This is a genomic window from Oleiphilus sp. HI0128 (assembly GCF_001635365.1).
In genome coordinates, this window is record NZ_LWGG01001163.1 from 1 (window position 1) to 16,754 (window position 16,754).

Below are 16,754 nucleotides of genomic sequence, written 5' to 3' on the forward strand. Positions count from 1 at the left end.
TGCGTCTTTAACAGCGTAGATGTCACGCATTGAGTGAGCGAAACCGAATGCATTCAATCCGTCTAGACCAGAAGTGTCACCACGATGGTTGTGGATTTTCAGATCGTTGATCTGAACACCAGCGATATCGATGTAAACATCTAAATCAGTGATGTTGAAGTAGCTATCCATGTGGATTTTTGAGTTCGCATCACCGTAACCAGTAGAACCAGTCACAGCATCAGAAGCTTCAGCAGCAGAGATACGACCATTACCATCAGTGTCAGTAGCGCCGAAACCATTACCATTGTTTTCGATATGGATATCTTTGTGACCCAAGTAACCCGCAATGCTTAAGTTGCTGATCAAAGTAGTAGTTTGTGCAGTAGAAAGATCTGCGCCTGGCTGGTAAGTAGAGTCAGCAATACCGATTGCACCGATTTCGTATTTGAAATCAACCGCTGTTACAGCTGCGTCGATAACTTCTTGAGTTGAGAAATCAGCAAGTGCAGTAGCACCGCCAGCAATAAGGTCATCAGCACTGATAAGAGCAGCCAATGGATCAGTAGCGATTTCGTGAATTAACAAGTCACCGTCTTCGATACCAACACGACCCTTAACGAATGTTCCGCCAAGTGCACCAGCAACTGCTTGAACAACAGATACACCAGGAGCAGCTTGTACATTGTTAGCTTCTAGCTGTGTCAAAGATGCACCATCAGCGTTAGCTTCGATACCGCCAGCCAAACCAGCTAGACGACCGTCATCTACAGCACCGTATGCTAGAGCCAATGCAGCTAGACCTTCAGCACCGTAAAAATCAGACAAACCACGATCTAAAATGTTTTCGCCAGTAGCAGCAGAACCAGCAATATCGATGTTCATACGGATATTGTCAATCATGTCAGTGTCGTTTGCTAGGTTATCGTCACCAGTGTTTGCGTTGCCGCCGATGCTGATGTCGTTGATGAATAGGCTACCAGCATCTTTATACATGAACTGACCGATAGAAACTTTAGTTTCTAGATCGATAGTCAAACCAGCTTGACCAGTTAGCTCGCCCATTGCTGAGTCGTCTAGAGCTTTAAGTTCAGCTTGTGCGCCAGCAGAAGCAGCAGCGATTGCAGAAACTAGTGCGATTTTTTTCAGGCCTTTCATATTATTCTCCTAATATTTAGGTTACGTTAAAACTGTCTTAGACTTATGTGTCTTAACGCGATCATTTGATTTATATGATTTCATTTTTTTCTAACAAGCTGTGTTGCTCGCCAGTGAGATCATAATATGTATTTTGATTTCTATTTACCGTGATTGCTTTCACAAAAAGTTACGGAGAGTAACCTTTAGGCAGAAATGTAAGGGTTTTTAACAGAATTTGACATTTGAAGGCTGTTTTCGGGCGTATTTTAGAATTTAAGAAAGAAAAAAATGTCGACATAAAGAAAAACAATACAAAATATTGAGTTAAATAGAGCCCCTAAACGAAAAAACCGCCTTTATAGGCGGCTTTAATAAAACAAGGCTTTTATTTTTTAGTAAAGTAAACCGGCTTTACTTCCAATTCTTGAGGGGTACCCAATTTAAACTCTCCATCCTCCATCTTAAAAGGGTATGCCCAATGGCGAGCCCAACCAGCAATATGTTCTGTCATCACGATAATTCTCTGGACATATGTACCGTCATCTCGCTTGATGGCCCTAATATACATAATACCAACTGCCCACATTGAACGCGTTTGAGCAATAGCTGCCATGCTTTCAGCGAGTTTTACTAGAACAACCTGTGAAGGTAGTTTTGCTTCAATATCTGGAATGACTGCTTTAAACTCGGCATCAGGAGACAGCGTCAAGCCAAATGGAGGGAAAGAACCGTTTTTAACAACTTCCTTTTTAATTCTATCAAAGCCTTTGACCATCATATATTTGAGTTGGTTTACAGATTGCGCTTCTGTTAGCTTGGCACGCTTTAAAGAGTTAAAATCTTCAGCCTGCAAGGGGGTAACCCAAGGCAAAACGCATAGCGCTAGAAATAAAAAGCGACGAAATGAACGCTTCATAAAAACTCCATTTGTTAAGTATTATTTTGCGGCGATAATTTATCAGGCGTCGAACAAATGTCCATATACATTCTCATAGATTTTAATTTTGCGATAACTGAATGAAGAATTTTGAAACAGCTTACCAAACAAATCAAACAAAACACCCGGCAAAGTGGCTACAAAAGGAAATTATTCTAAATGATGAGCAATGCCATGCCTTGTTAGCCTCCCTCCCCCATTCAATCTTTTTAGATAGCGGCGTTGATGAGTCAAAAGGTCGCTTCAATATTATTAGCGGTTCGCCTTTATTTACCCATACAATAAATAAAGCAGAGTTATCTCACACTCCAAACCTAGTTAAGCCAAGCAATATTCATGAGTCACTTAACTACGAGCAACAAGAAATCCCATCAATATTTTCAGATTTACCTTTTACAGCAGGGTTAATTGGATACTCAAGTTATGAGTATGGGGCTCTTAGTATTATTGAAGCACCTCAATTAATGGAAGAAAGTAAACTCCCCCTTCTATATATAGGTGAATATACCTGGTCTTATATTCATGACAAAAAACAAAAGCGCGGTTATCTAACGTATTCACCACGCTGCCCTCTCGATTTGCGAGACAAGATTGAAAATATTATTTCCGATACCCACGAAAAGAACGCCACATATAAACATAAGCAGCAAACTAACAAGCCTAACTGGCAGAAGACCATTTCATATCAGCGTTATTCAGAAGCTTTTGAGCAAATACAAAGCTACATAATTGCCGGAGACTGTTATCAAGTAAATCTAACTCAGCGTTTTGAAGCAGATTTTGATGACCCATCACTCCCTCTGTATTTCCACCTCAGAGAAAAAGTCGATACGCCTTATTCAGCGTTCATCTCTTTTAGTGACGATCAACAGTTATTAAGCTTCTCGCCTGAACAATTTATTGGAATCAAGAATAAAGAAATAAACACAAAACCAATAAAGGGCACCGCTCAGAATACAAATAAAGCTGAAGCCCCGCAAAAATTGCAAGAAAGCACAAAAAACCAAGCCGAAAACTTAATGATTGTTGATTTACTTCGTAACGACCTAAGCAAAGTTTGTGAATTAGGCAGCGTTAAGGTGGAAAAACTATTCGAACTTGAAACTTTCAAGAATGTGCATCACCTAATTAGCCATATAAAAGGAAGGCTTAGGAAAGATATCAACGAATTAGATGCCTTTTTCGCATGTTTTCCTGGCGGATCTATTACGGGAGCTCCTAAAATCAGGTCAATGGAAATTATTAATGAGTTAGAAGGCTCCGGCAGAGACGCCTATTGCGGTTCAATTTTTTATCTAAATGGAAATGGAAATTTTGACAGTAATATACTTATTCGAACCATTGTGCATTCGGGAAATAAATTACATTGCTGGGGCGGCGGCGGAATCGTTCACGACTCAAACTGTAAAGAAGAGTATCTAGAAAGTTTAACTAAGGTCAGTAATTTAACGGGAATTTCGGAATAAGCATATAGAGCCTTCCTTATATAGAGCTAATCGTCCTGTTTTACTGACTCATCTTCGGTGCCGACTAGCTCTAATTGTGCATTTAATTCTTTGGAAATTAGCTCAATATCTCGAATTTCGGCCAAGGTTGGCAGGTCATCAAGGCTGCTTAGGTTGAAATAGGAAAGAAAATGCTTGGTCGTTGCATAAATTGCTGGTCGACCGGGAACCTCGCGATGACCCACAACTCGCACCCAATTTCTTTCTAGCAGGGTCTTCATTATGGTAGAGCTGACTGCAACCCCCCGAACTTCTTCAATATCGCCACGCGTAATCGGTTGGCGATAGGCAATCAAGGCCAATGTTTCCAAAAGTGCTCTGGAATACTTTTGAGGTCGTTCTTCCCATAAACGCTGTACCCACTCGCTCATTGAAGGCCGGGACTGAAAGCGATAAGCGCCAGAAAACTCAACCAACTCAACACCACGACCTTTGTAGTCTTCCTCAATTTCTTGCAATACGGAGCGAAACACTGCCCTGGTAGGCGTAAGGTCAGGTTCCAATAAAGCTTGAATCGCATCGATAGACAAAGGTTTACCTGCTGAAAACAGAAGCGCTTCGACAATAGGTTTTAATACTTCAACGGTGGGCTCAAGTGAATTATAGGTGTATTGATTCCCTACATTAGTAAGATCTTCGCTATTTGAACTAAGTAACTCTTTAATGTCTACCATTTCAAAGCTCTTTATTGTGCTCCGCGCGCCCGAACATGAATAGGCCCCAAGGTTTCTGATTGAACAAAATCGAGCAACTGCTCTTTAACTAATTCCATAATTGCCAAAAATGTTACCACAACACCATCTCGCCCTTCCTCTGGACTAAAGAGCGCAGCGAAAGGGACGAACTGTTCGGGCGTTACCTTAGATAAGATAATTGTCATCCTCTCTCTAGTTGAGAGCTTCTCTTTTTCAATATGGTGGCTTACAAACATATCAGAGCGTTGCAGAACAGAATTAAGTGCCTGAATTAACTCATTTAGCGAGACATCAGGATGTATCTTTCCGTCAGAACTGGTTTCTGCTTTGATATGAACAGGAACTATTTCTCTATCAACGCGTGGTAACTCATCCAAATCTTCAGCTGCTTTCTTGAAGCGTTCATATTGCTGAAGGCGACGAATCAATTCAGCACGTGGGTCTTCTTCTTCGTCATCTTCATGCGAAATTTTAGGCAATAACATTCGAGATTTGATCTCGGCCAACATCGCAGCCATGAGTAGGTACTCAGCAGCCAGCTCGAACTTCATCTTTTTCGCAACTTGAATATATTCGATGTACTGACGCGTTATCTCACTCACATCAACTGCCAGAATATCCATATTTTGGCGTCGTATCAAATACAGGAGCAGATCTAGCGGGCCTTCAAAGGCTTCGAGAATAACCGATAAAGCATCGGGGGGAATATAGAGGTCTTGAGGGACATCCCTTACAACTTTACCTTCGACAATTGCCAAAGGTAATTCTTGTTGCACAGCTGACATACTCAAGCCCCCTATCTTCTAGCACTTTACGCGCCGAAAGATAAACCCATTACACGTCGAACTTCCTGAAGCGTTCCCTTTGCTGCGTCACGCGCGCGCTCGGCACCTTCAGATAAAATACTACGCACTAATTCTGGGTTCTCTTCATACTGGCGAGCACGTTCACGAATTGGGCGCTGCTCTTCAAGCACTTTTTCAATTATTGGGTTCTTACATTCCAAACAACCAATGCCTGCACTGGTGCAACCTTCACGAACCCAGCATTTAGTACTTTCGTCGGAATAAACATCATGCAACTTCCACACAGGGCACTTATCTGGATCACCCGGATCAGATAAGCGTACACGTTGTGGGTCTGTCTGCATGGTTCGTATTTTTTGAGTAACCGAATCCGGATCCTCACGTAAGCCAATAGTATTGCCGTAAGATTTGGACATTTTCTGACCATCTAAACCTGGCATCTTCGATGCTTCAGTCAATAATGGCTGAGGCTCAGGTAGAATCACTTTACCGCCTCCCTCAATAAAACCAAACAAGCGTTCACGATCGCCTAGTGATATATTTTGCTGGTCTTTGATCAAAGCTCTTGCAGTTTCCAAAGCCTCATCGTCGCCCTGTTCTTGGAATCGCTTCTGTAAATTACGATAAAGCTTGGCGTTTTTCTTACCCATTTTCTTTATCGCTGCTTCAGCCTGCTCTTCAAAACCCGGATCTTTACCATATAAATGATTAAAGCGACGAGCAATTTCACGCGTCAATTCGACATGAGCTACCTGGTCAGCACCAACAGGAACAAAACCCGCACGATAAACTAAGATGTCAGCACTTTGTAATAATGGATAACCTAAGAAACCGTAAGTTGCCAAATCTTTTTCTTTCAACTTCTCTTGCTGGTCTTTGTAAGTTGGTACACGTTCCAGCCAACCTAAAGGCGTCATCATTGACAACAATAGGTGCAACTCTGCATGTTCAGGCACCATAGACTGAACAAACATTGTCGCTGAACCTGGGTTAATACCCGCAGCAAGCCAATCGATCACCATATCCCACACGCTCTGTTCGATCATGAAAGGGTCTTCATAATGCGTTGTGAGTGCATGCCAGTCTGCAACGAAGAGGAAACATTCATAATCGTGTTGCAACTCTACCCAGTTCTTGAGTACACCATGATAATGCCCAAGATGTAGCTTGCCCGTAGGGCGCATACCGGATAAAACTCTTTGCTGTGATTCAACCGAACTCAAAGCTGGCTCCTATTTATAATCTGCTATGGATAATGGATTACGTGATGAAAGTCTGGCTCGTAAAAAATACCAATGACTACTTACATACCACCTTCCGTAAAAAACGGAAGTATACTTACTTTTCTTGATAATTTCAGGGTCAGTGTATTTTTCTGGTGATCGAAGCAAAAAAACCTTAAGTTCTAGGCTGGCGCATCGTTACAAATTCTTCTGCAGCAGTAGGATGAATACCAATAGTTTGGTCAAAACTCTGTTTCGTAGCGCCAGCTTTTAATGCAACGGCAATACCTTGAATAATCTCTCCGGCCTCTGCACCAACCATGTGAACACCTAAGACAGCATCTGTTTTCTTGTCTACAACCATCTTCATTAAGGTACGTTCATCACGCCCAGACAAAGTATGCTTCATCATTTTAAAATTAGACACATAGACATCAATGTCATCAAACTCTTCCCGCGCTTGCTCCTCACTCAAGCCAACCGTAGCAATATTTGGCTGACAAAAAACAGCCGTCGGTATCAAGGAATAGTCGACTAATGAAGGTTTAGTTGAGGAAAAGAAATAATTAGCTAAGAACATACCTTCGGCAAGCGCAACCGGCGTAAGCTGCATACCACCTATTACATCACCAATCGCATAGATCGAGGGTTCACTTGTTTGAAAATAATCATTAACCTTAATCTGACCTTTGTCATCAAGCGCTACCTTAGTATTCTCTATGCCTAAGTCGTAGGAGTATGGCTTTCGACCTGTTGCATAAAGCACCAAACCAGTAGATTCGGTAGCGCCACTTTTTAGCTGAAGATTTAAAGAACCGTTATCCAGCTTTGAAATACTGTCGATATTCTCATTAAACCTTAAGCGAATACCTTTTTTGCTAATCTCATCACGCACGAACTCCCGCACTTCTTGATCAAAACCGCGCAAGAACAGCTCACCACGATAAACCAAGGTCGTGTCGACACCAAGCCCTTGAAGAATTCCGGCCATTTCTACAGCTATATAGCCACCACCCACAACCGTTGCAGTATCGGGCAAGTTATCAAGATAGAAAAGCTCGTTGGAAGAGATTGCATACTCGGCACCTGGAATATTAGGTATGAACGGCCAACTTCCAGTCGCGACAACGATTCGCTCAGCCGAGTATTGCTGCCCTGCCACTTCGACAGTATGGGCATCAACTATGCGAGCTCGACCATTAATAATTTTAGCGCCCGAGTTAGTTAACAAGGAATCATAAATACCGTTTAAACGCTCAATCTCAGTATTCTTATTTTTGACCAGGGTTTGCCAGTTAAAACTCAGATCACCATTTAAATGCCAACCATAGCCTTTGCCGTCTTCAAGCTCTTCATGAACATGGGATGCATAAACAAATAGTTTCTTTGGTACGCAGCCTACATTTACACACGTACCGCCAAGATAGCGATCTTCTGCAACAGCAACTGTAGCGCCCATCGAGGCCGACATTCTAGCCAAACGAACACCGCCGGAGCCAGCACCAATTACAAACAAATCAAAATCATAAGATGACATAAAGAACTCTTCAAAAACGGATATTGTCGGTATGCCTAAGCTCGAAAACTACACTAGAGCATTTAATAGCTTAAGACAGGTAAAATATAAATACAGAATTAGTGACTGCACTCTTTGAATAATACATTTTCAACGAGCTCACCCAGTTTAACGGTTCCAAGGGTTTTATAACCAATACTCTTATAAAACTTCAAGTACCGCGTATTACCAGTATCAAGCGCTATACCGCCGGAGCGCGGGTTTTCTTTACAGATATCTTCTATCGCCAACATCAACTGCTTACCGTAACCCGAATTTCTGTATTTTGAATCCACCCCCAACAGAGGTAATTCATGGTGTTCACCTTTAGGTAGACACTCGTGGATCTGTTTATGGTAATTAATATAACGCCATGTACAGTCCATTCCTGCTGTAAGCATCATACGCAAACGCCAGTTCCACTGACGACTTAGTGTCAAACGGATATCCGGACTGCCAACTAGCGCAACTGCAATCAAATGATTATCCAATGCCAGGCCGATCACATCTTGCTGATTGGAAAAATGTAAGTTAATTAACTCTCGTATAGTTGCCCTGATACGTTGATCATAACCAGGGCGCGAAGCGTCAAATAGGTATTTAAAGGTAGGCTCATGTTTATAAGCTCTATATAGAATTGCTTTAGCTTCGGTAAAAGCGCCAGGTTCAAGTCGAACAACTCTTGCTTTGGTTTCTTCTGTTATTCTTGTCATAGGTGCCCCTAGTTCTTAGACTAATATATCGCGCTACAGACTTATGAAGACAATGTCATTCTGGCGCTGATCTTCCCTGGTGCATCATCTTTATCAATGGAAATCTGCTCGACTCGCACACCTAATGAGCTTTTCAAGCGACTTAACCAAGAAATTACCTTATCGAAAGAGGCGTCATCCACCCAAACTTTTAGCTTATTGTCGCCGCTTGGCTCGAAGCGCTTAAGTGCCACTTTCTGTTGCTTTGCAAGATTAGTAACCGATGAAACCAGCTGCTGGCTATTCAATGCTTTTTTGGAAGCACTGCCTTGATTGTTTTGACCAAGACTTCTCAGTGCGGCTTTATTCTGGTTTACCAAGGCTAGCAATTGCTGATTTTGCTCAAGCTTTGCCTCGGCTTGTTTTTTGTATTCATAAGCTGGCTTCATTAAGCCAAAGATCAGAATAACCAAGCTCAGAGCTACAAGCAGCACTTTAAGAGCCAAACGGTCACGTGCCGATAGCATCTCATACTGTTTGCGCATATTCAGTAGCGCAGAGTTCTGTTTTAAAGCTTCTAACATCTCAATATCTCTCTTAACTACCTAAACTAAGCACCGCCGACACTAATACGGCCGCGAAAATATTCTTTTTCTTGAACAGCGGAACTGATCTTCGCCGTTAGGCCAGCACTAACGATGGCATTTTTTAAACTCTCTAACTGATCAAAGCTTTGAGCCTGCATTTCTAAGACTAACTCAGCACGCTGCTGATTATAGTTAATGCTTTTAAATTGAAGCTGGCCTTTAAATTTGCTTCGATCAAACTGATACCCCGCCTCTCCTAATAAATGGAGAAAACCGACATCGACACTACTACCGCCCTGGCGCTGCTGGTTAAGCTTACCCTTGATAATACGCGGCAATTTGCCAAGTGTTGTCCGTTTCGAGTTGGGTACTATTTTTTGGTAGGCTGTTAATGCGCTTTGGCCAGCGGAATCAGCCTGCCCTTCAAAGTACATACCCTGGCCAATAAACACGCCGAATTGCAGTAAAAACCCAAGTCCAGCAAGTGCTGCAACAGCTCTCCAGCGATGCCAGGACCCGCTAGACTGACGAGCAATCACAAAATCGCCTTGGCACAAATTTGTCAGGGTTGTTTTATTACGTGTATAGCACTCACATAGGAATTCAAATTCACTTAAACCAAACTGCTCAACTGAGATAGACAGGTGTGGGTACTGCTCTATTTGAGCAAGCAACATCTTAGCCGCTTCCATATAGTCAGCTGCAACCCAAACCTTCATCGAAAGCTCGCGTGCTTCCTCATCTTCACTTGGCGCAAGAAAAACACTGTCTAAATATGGAATGAGGTTATCAGGCTTTAAGGAAATCATCTTTCCTTCGAGAGAACGAACGATTACTGAGCCGCTAGACAAACAAAGACTAAGGTCATCTTCAGCAATAGGCAGACACTGCGCATCGAGATACACGCCAGCTAAAGGAATATCGGCCATTTCGCTATTAAAAGACTGAAAATTTGACTCGAACAAAGAGTGGTCGATATTAATGACCGAGTAAGCGCCTCGTTTGCTTTTTGGCCCCAAACAAATATGTATTTGCTCAATATCTTGCGCAACCTGCTCTTCTACTGCAAAGGGTAGCGCTTGCTGCAGGTAACGAGCCTGACCTCCTGGCAGACTCACTTCGCTTACAAAGGCGGCTGAAGAAGGCCAAAGCGCAATCAGTTCAACATTCTCGATACCATTCTGCATTAAGGTCTGATCGATTATTTCCAGACTCGAACGCGCGCCATATTTAAGTTGCTCACCAGCAATATCATAGAGCGCCCATTCATATAACGCTCCTTCTACCTGATGTACTTTATGTGGCCTTACAAACAATGTATTTGGCATGAGTTTACTCTATCTGTTTTGAACGACGCTAATCGTTTTATTATAGCGCCACTTGCTCTTTGGTAATTAAATATTTTTGGCCCTGGTTACGACTAAGAACCTGTAAAGACCCGTCTTCGTTACTCCGATAGAGTACACTTCTTAACCTGACCGTGCGCTCGGAAAGTGTCACTTCGGTCGCTAACTCGTAAAAGTCAGATCGAACCCCGATGTAATTAAAGTTTATTTTTCCATCCGCAACTAAAGTCTCAGCCTTAAACTCGTCAATATTCTTCCAGGCCTTATCCTGACGAGCTTCTACCAAGCTATCTGCCTGGGCATCAGTAAGGGTTTCACTTAAACTCTGTAAAACTTCCGCTGTTGCAGTATTTACATTAACGGGAGCCCAACCCTGAGGCAATACAGTGACATGCTCTAATAGTTTTTTGAAGTCTTCATTACTGATTGTGGGAAGTAATCGTAATTCTGATATATCGAGCATAGGCTGGCCAGCATTTCTATAAGGAGGGTCTAAGGACAAATACTCGCCATCTTCCGCCCCATCAAAACCACTTGAGTCCTGATTTTCATCAAGCCAGTCAATAATTTGCTCAAGCTTTACCGTTTCGATCGCCAAACGATTAAATAAACGAGTGAAGCGTTCCTTCATTACAGGGATAACTTCCCCTGTCACACTGACTAGGTCATTTAGATTCAGCTTCCCTTGAACATCATTAAACTGTGACGAAACAATTGCACCTTCATAGGGTCTTGTTAAAGAGGACTCAAGAAAGGCTAGGTCATCATAGAATTCTTTTTCTACATCTTTATCATTATCCCAATCATCTTTTAGCCACCACTTTGCATATAACTCGGAGCCAATCGCGTATTGATACGCTTGAGACTGGGCAAATAAATTACCGGCCTGCTGAACAAAAATACTCTGTCTGTTGTACATACCGACAGACAGTATAGAAACTAATGCGAAAACAAAGATGACAATCATCAAGGCGACCCCGCCCTGTTTTTTAACTGAGCATGGGTACTGAATACCGTATGTTCTATATAGCAGAGGCATCAGTCTTTAGCCTTCTGGCCATCAAGACCGTTATCTGAAGATGCGCCGCCACTTAATTCAAGCTCTTTGCCGGAAAAATAGCTCCCTACCTCAAACAAGCGCTTCACCTTGCCGAAGCGTTTATGTGCTATTTCGATTTCAATTGCCTTGGGTAAGCTGTTGTTTGTTTGACGCGGGTCAGGTGAAGTGGTCTCGCTGTCAAGCGATTCAACAGGCCACTTACCCACCCATGCATCGCTCTCATTCAAAAAACGAAAATCAAGAGATTCAATATCGTTTAAGAGAGTCTTTCGAATGCTTTCACTGTCCTGAGTCTGATCAAGCGCTGTCCAGTAGTGCCTTACAAGCTTTTCACTATCCAGCTCGTAGGCGACACGTTGAATCTCGGAACGCTTATCGTCTAAAGGATTACGCCAGCCTACTCGGCTAAATTGGATTTTATAAAAATCAGAGCTGCTATCCAGTGCGTTTTGATAGTCGCCATACTCGTCTCGTATCGAACGACCAATGACTTGCGAAAGGTCGCGCTTAACGATCAGCATTGCTTTTTGAATTTGATTCAGCTCTTCGAGATGAACCTGAGTACGATCACTACTTGTGATCGCTGAGTTCAATACCTGCCAGGCGCCCAAACCAATTAATGCAGTAATACCTATCGCGATAAGGACTTCTAGCAATGTGAAGCCTTGTTGAGATGCAAGGGCTTGCTTGATTTTGGTGGAATCCAGCATTAGTAGCGCCCTAACATACTGGAAAGTGTTAGTTTTTTGCTCTTATCGCCACTCTGCTCATCGATAAGATAGACATCTACGTCGAGCTTGTTGATATCGGCATTTGCTGTTTTGCTAACCTTAGAAACCACCTGCCATTCTTGATTCGCAAACTCGATCTCTTCTTTATATTCTTTAATTGCAGGCAGTGATTTTGAAAGCTGAAGCTCTGTGATCTTATTTTCCGCAATCCAAGAAGCAACTATCTTATGCCTTACGTTAAAATATTGGCTAACGGTTGATGCCGTCACCTCTTGTTGAATCATGGCTACCGAGACGAAGACCAGCATAGCCATCATTACTTCTAAAAGTGTGAAGCCCGCATGCTTGGTTATCTTAGAAAGATTACGTTGCCTGATAGACCTATGCATTAGCCTGCATCCTCATCCTGTTGCAGGAAGGGTACAACAATCTCACCTTGCTCATCAGTCTTGATTTCGATCCGGCTATCGCTGTCGCCCATGAGTTGAACACCAATAACAAACTGATCAACTTCACCACTGGATAGCAGCATAAAACTAGGTTTTTTTGAGGATTCTTCAATTTCCAGAGTGTCAGTGTTGCCGATATACTCGCCTGATACAGAGGTGCCGAGGATTTCGCGCCCTTTCCCTTCCCGCTGAAAGTCTAATGTTAACCACTCGGGCAAACTTCGGGGTCGTAAGGCTTGCTTAGTAGAGCTTTCCCACTTTGAAGCTTCTTCGTCCCAAACCAGAAATTCGTAGCCTTCATCCTCAATCAATACGCCAATTTCTTCATTGGAGTAAATAGCCTCATCGGCAGCAAGACGAAGCAAGGCTTGCATACGAGTTACCTCGTTGATCATTTCGCGCGTCTGATTACCACCGCCAACCGTCATTAAGGCGAGAGACGAGATTAAACCAAGCAAAACCAGAACAACCAGCAACTCAATCAAAGTAAAACCACGACCGCTAACGGTTGAGGTTTTAGACCCGATCACTGGCCTAACCCTAGCGAACATTCCCTTAAGGGGAAGCATATAATGTTTACTCTTCCATCACGCCGTCTGATTAATTCATATCGTGATTGCTGATATCTTCACCACCATCTGTACCACCTTCACGCCCATCGGGACCAAAAGAGTACAAATCATAAGGGCCTTCAGAACCTGGGCTGACATATTGATACTCATTCTTCCATGGGTCGATTGGAACATTTGGAAGGTAACCATCCTTGCTCCAGTTTTTTGCTTCTGGTGAACCGGAAGGTTTATTAACTAGTGCCTCCAAACCTTGTTCCGTACTTGGGTAAGAGAAGTTATCTAGCTTATACATATCTAAAGCATTACCAATATTACGGATCTGGGTTTTAGCGACGCCAATTCTGGCTTCTTCGCCTCGGCCAAGAATATTGGGTGCCACAACCGCCACTAAAAGACCTAGGATCACCATGACCACCATTATCTCGATTAGCGTGAAACCGGATTGCTTAACATGTGAACGTTTCATCTTACTTCCTTATCTAAGTAGGTATTTATAATTTCTTGTGATAACTGCACAACCAAAGTGGCCGACGATTTTATACCAAAATCTATGCAACCAAATTACTCATATTCAATATAGGCAACATAATCGCCAAGACAATGACCAAAACCACGCCGCCCATAAAGAGCAACATGAGCGGTTCAAACAAACCAACGATTGTTTCGATTAGTCCTTGCAGATCGCTTTCCTGATGCCGTGCTGTTCTTTCAAGCATTTCATCCAACTCGCCACTAGACTCGCCGCTGGCGATCATATGAATCATCATTGGTGGAAAGTAGCCTGTTTGCTCAAGAGAATTGTGCAAGTTTGCACCTTCACTCACTTTCTGCGCTGCTTCAGCTAAGGATGCTTTGAGGCAATCGTTTGTTAAGACCTCGGAAGATATGCGCATCGCATCAACTAAAGGCACGCCGCTACTATTAAGGATACTAAGCGTACTAGCAAATTGAGAGGTATTGGAGCCCCTCGAAATCTTTTGAATAAATGGCATACCTAACAAGCGCTTATGATACGCAAAGCGGAAGCCATCTTTCTTTAGCATGACCTTAAAGCCCATACCGGCCAAGATAAGGATAATGAGTATCAGCAAACCCCAGTCACCCAAGAAATCGCTCACGGCTAAAAGGCCCTGAGTCAGTGATGGTAGGTCTTGTCCGTTGTTAACGAACACCTCAATGATATCTGGCACAACATAGGTCAATAGAAATACAACGATTGAAACAGCAACGAAGCAAAGTATTACAGGGTATATCGCAGCCAGCTGTATCTTTTGGCGTGCTTGTTGACGTGCTTCGGTATAATCGGCCAGCCGGTTAAGCACCAGGTCAAGGTGACCGGCATGCTCGCCTGCAGCAACCGTAGAGCGATAAAGATTAGGGAAAGCAGCCGGGAATTCAGCAAGGCTATCGGCAAGCGTATAACCTTCTAGTACTTTTGCTCTAACCGCCAGCAACATACTACGAACGTTTGTTTTCTCGCTTTGACTAGCCACCGCACTAAGCGTCTCTTCAATAGGAATACCTGACTGAATCAACGTAGCGATCTGACGGGTAAGTAACGACAGCTCTTTGACACTCAACCTACGCCTTGAGGAACCGCCACCGCTATTGCTCTTTTTCTCAGAACTTTGTTCAACTTCAAGCGGAGCTAAACCTTTTTCGCGCAGTTGCTGTCGAACCTGCCGAGCGCTGTCCGCCTCTATTACACCTTTTTTTTGCTTGCCCTTTTGGTCAAGCGCCTTGTACTCAAATGCAGCCATGACTATCCCCGATGGGTCACCCTTACCACTTCTTCAATCGTGGTAACGCCAGCCAACACCTTCTGAATACCATCATCATGTATGCTTGGACCACACTTACGTGCATAAGTTTCAAGCTCTAGCTCACCGGCTTTGCTATGAATAAGCTCACGCATCTGTTCATCTATTTGCACAAGTTCGTAGATACCAATACGGCCCTTATAACCAAGATGATTACACTCTGGGCAACCTTTTGCTTTGTAGATAGGAGGTTTCGATTGGCCAGGCCCGTGCTCTATATGCAGAAATTCGCATTCGCTGTCATCAGGCTCGTAGGGTTGACGACAGGAGGTACACAGAACACGAACCAAGCGCTGTGCCATAATACCAACAAGGCTCGAGCTAATCAGGAAAGGCTCAACCCCCATATCCATCAATCGGGTGATAGAGCCAACGGCACTATTAGTATGCAAGGTTGATAGCACCATGTGGCCGGTCAAACTGGCTTGAACCGCAATTTCAGCTGTTTCGATATCACGGATCTCACCAATCATTACCACATCAGGGTCTTGACGAAGGATCGCTCTAAGGCCTCGGGCGAAAGTCATATCCACTTTAGTATTAACCTGGGTCTGCCCAATACCTGGCAAGTTGTATTCTATAGGGTCTTCAACCGTCAGAATGTTACGGCTGCGGTCATTAATATGAGATAGACCCGCGTACAACGTAGTGGTCTTACCAGAACCGGTTGGCCCGGTAACCAGTAATATGCCATGGGGCCTCGCCAGAATACTTTTTAAAACATCTGAGTCACGCTCCGATGTTCCTAGGATATCGAGAGACAAACGCCCTGCGTTCTTATCAAGTAAACGAAGTACGATTCTCTCTCCGTTCGCTGAAGGCATTGTCGATACACGGATATCCACTTCTCTGCCACCAACACGCAATGAAATTCGACCATCTTGAGGTACACGCTTTTCAGCAATATCGAGTTTTGCCATAACCTTGATACGAGACACCAGCAAAGGCGCTAGTGCGCGCTTGGGTTTAACGATTTCTCGCAAGACTCCATCCACTCTAAAGCGAACGACAAGCTGTTTTTCAAATGTTTCTATATGCACATCTGAAGCATCATTTTTTACTGCTTCGGTCAAAATAGCATTAATTAGTCTGATGATCGGCGCATCATCTTCTTGCTCTAATAAGTCCTCGGTCTCTGGAACCGAGTTTGCCAAGCTGGCCAGATCCATATCGTCGCCCAGACCTTCGACCATCTGCATTGCTTCTGCAGAGTCATTTTGGTAAGCAAGCCCTAAAGCTTCGTCGAACTCTGCCTCATCAACTTGTTGAAAAGGAACCTCACCAAAAGTTAGACGGTTTACTTCTGCAAAAGCCTGGGAGCTAAGACCCGCCCGATAAAGAATCTCATACTCGTTATTTTGATTTTTCAACAATACTATCCCTTGCTTCTTAGCAAAGGAGAATGGCAACCGCTCAAATGGAAGCATTAAACCAGTATCTTCAACAGAGCCGGATGCGGTGCCGGACTCTTCTAAAGTCGGAATATCCGCTGCATCAGCACTATTATGTTGAGACTCTTCTATCACGGTAACCCCTTAAATTCGGTCCGCCAGGTTAGTATTATTCATAATCCCACGAGCAAGCTAAATTAAGCATTTAACTTAAGTAAGACGAGCATTGTATTGTCTTAATCTTATAAACAATAGACGATTACATT

The 16,754-nt window shown here is 43.3% G+C and carries 17 protein-coding genes; 1 reads left to right on the top strand and 16 read right to left on the bottom strand.

From position 1 onward, the window contains the following. Window positions 1-1,137: DUF6160 family protein (locus A3763_RS19655; RefSeq protein WP_231872261.1), on the bottom strand; the 1,137-nt coding region annotated here is incomplete at its 3' end. Window positions 1,138-1,504: 367 nt separating this feature from the next. Then, a complete protein-coding gene (locus tag A3763_RS19660; protein ID WP_068511044.1) occupies window positions 1,505-2,035 on the bottom strand; it encodes a hypothetical protein in 531 nt (176 codons plus the stop codon). A 101-nt stretch (window positions 2,036-2,136) separates the two neighbouring features. Here A3763_RS19660 and A3763_RS19665 point away from each other — a divergent pair, with 101 nt between their 5' ends. Then, a complete protein-coding gene (locus A3763_RS19665) occupies window positions 2,137-3,522 on the top strand; it encodes an anthranilate synthase component I family protein (protein ID WP_082880525.1) in 1,386 nt (461 codons plus the stop codon). Window positions 3,523-3,548: 26 nt separating this feature from the next. On the opposite strand, the gene scpB is transcribed toward A3763_RS19665, so the two are convergent. The 14 genes from scpB to gspE form a co-directional block, all read right to left on the bottom strand. After that, window positions 3,549-4,235 carry an SMC-Scp complex subunit ScpB gene (gene scpB / locus A3763_RS19670; protein ID WP_068511046.1) on the bottom strand — a complete coding sequence of 229 codons (687 nt, stop codon included), beginning with the start codon at window positions 4,233-4,235 and terminating at the stop codon, window positions 3,549-3,551. Window positions 4,236-4,246: 11 nt separating this feature from the next. Next, entirely contained in the window at window positions 4,247-5,041 is a 795-nt protein-coding gene (locus A3763_RS19675) for a ScpA family protein (protein WP_068511048.1), read from the bottom strand. A gap of 26 nt (window positions 5,042-5,067) precedes the next feature. Continuing rightward, the gene (locus tag A3763_RS19680) at window positions 5,068-6,285 is read right to left on the bottom strand and encodes a tryptophan--tRNA ligase (RefSeq protein WP_082870226.1); all 1,218 of its coding nucleotides are present in this window, start codon (window positions 6,283-6,285) and stop codon (window positions 5,068-5,070) included. A 175-nt stretch (window positions 6,286-6,460) separates the two neighbouring features. After that, the gene (gene gorA / locus A3763_RS19685; protein WP_068511050.1) at window positions 6,461-7,822 is read right to left on the bottom strand and encodes a glutathione-disulfide reductase; all 1,362 of its coding nucleotides are present in this window, start codon (window positions 7,820-7,822) and stop codon (window positions 6,461-6,463) included. Window positions 7,823-7,920: 98 nt separating this feature from the next. Further along, entirely contained in the window at window positions 7,921-8,553 is a 633-nt protein-coding gene (locus A3763_RS19690; protein ID WP_068511052.1) for an N-acetyltransferase, read from the bottom strand. A gap of 41 nt (window positions 8,554-8,594) precedes the next feature. After that, window positions 8,595-9,116, bottom strand: a complete 522-nt coding sequence (gene gspM, locus A3763_RS19695; protein ID WP_068511054.1) for a type II secretion system protein GspM — start codon at window positions 9,114-9,116, stop codon at window positions 8,595-8,597. 26 nt (window positions 9,117-9,142) lie between these two features. Next, complete coding sequence (gene gspL / locus A3763_RS19700; RefSeq protein WP_068511057.1) at window positions 9,143-10,447, bottom strand: type II secretion system protein GspL; 1,305 nt, start codon at window positions 10,445-10,447, stop codon at window positions 9,143-9,145. A 40-nt stretch (window positions 10,448-10,487) separates the two neighbouring features. Then, window positions 10,488-11,504, bottom strand: coding sequence for a type II secretion system minor pseudopilin GspK (gene gspK, locus A3763_RS19705; RefSeq protein WP_068511059.1), 1,017 nt, complete (start codon window positions 11,502-11,504; stop codon window positions 10,488-10,490). Next, window positions 11,504-12,235, bottom strand: coding sequence for a type II secretion system minor pseudopilin GspJ (gene gspJ, locus A3763_RS19710; RefSeq protein ID WP_068511061.1), 732 nt, complete (start codon window positions 12,233-12,235; stop codon window positions 11,504-11,506). The genes gspK and gspJ overlap by 1 nt, the downstream gene beginning before the upstream one ends. After that, window positions 12,235-12,645, bottom strand: coding sequence for a type II secretion system minor pseudopilin GspI (gene gspI / locus A3763_RS19715; protein ID WP_068511063.1), 411 nt, complete (start codon window positions 12,643-12,645; stop codon window positions 12,235-12,237). The genes gspJ and gspI overlap by 1 nt, the downstream gene beginning before the upstream one ends. After that, window positions 12,645-13,235 carry a type II secretion system minor pseudopilin GspH gene (gspH, locus tag A3763_RS19720; RefSeq protein ID WP_068511066.1) on the bottom strand — a complete coding sequence of 197 codons (591 nt, stop codon included), beginning with the start codon at window positions 13,233-13,235 and terminating at the stop codon, window positions 12,645-12,647. The genes gspI and gspH overlap by 1 nt, the downstream gene beginning before the upstream one ends. 70 nt (window positions 13,236-13,305) lie before the next feature. Next, window positions 13,306-13,743: a type II secretion system major pseudopilin GspG gene (gspG, locus tag A3763_RS19725; protein ID WP_068511068.1), complete on the bottom strand. Its 438-nt coding sequence runs from the start codon at window positions 13,741-13,743 to the stop codon at window positions 13,306-13,308. 82 nt (window positions 13,744-13,825) lie between these two features. Beyond that, window positions 13,826-15,037: a type II secretion system inner membrane protein GspF gene (gene gspF / locus A3763_RS19730; protein WP_068511069.1), complete on the bottom strand. Its 1,212-nt coding sequence runs from the start codon at window positions 15,035-15,037 to the stop codon at window positions 13,826-13,828. Between the two features lie 2 nt (window positions 15,038-15,039). After that, on the bottom strand, window positions 15,040-16,524 hold the full coding sequence (gene gspE, locus A3763_RS19735) for a type II secretion system ATPase GspE (RefSeq protein ID WP_068511084.1): 1,485 nt from the start codon (window positions 16,522-16,524) through the stop codon (window positions 15,040-15,042). Window positions 16,525-16,754 lie beyond the last annotated feature (230 nt).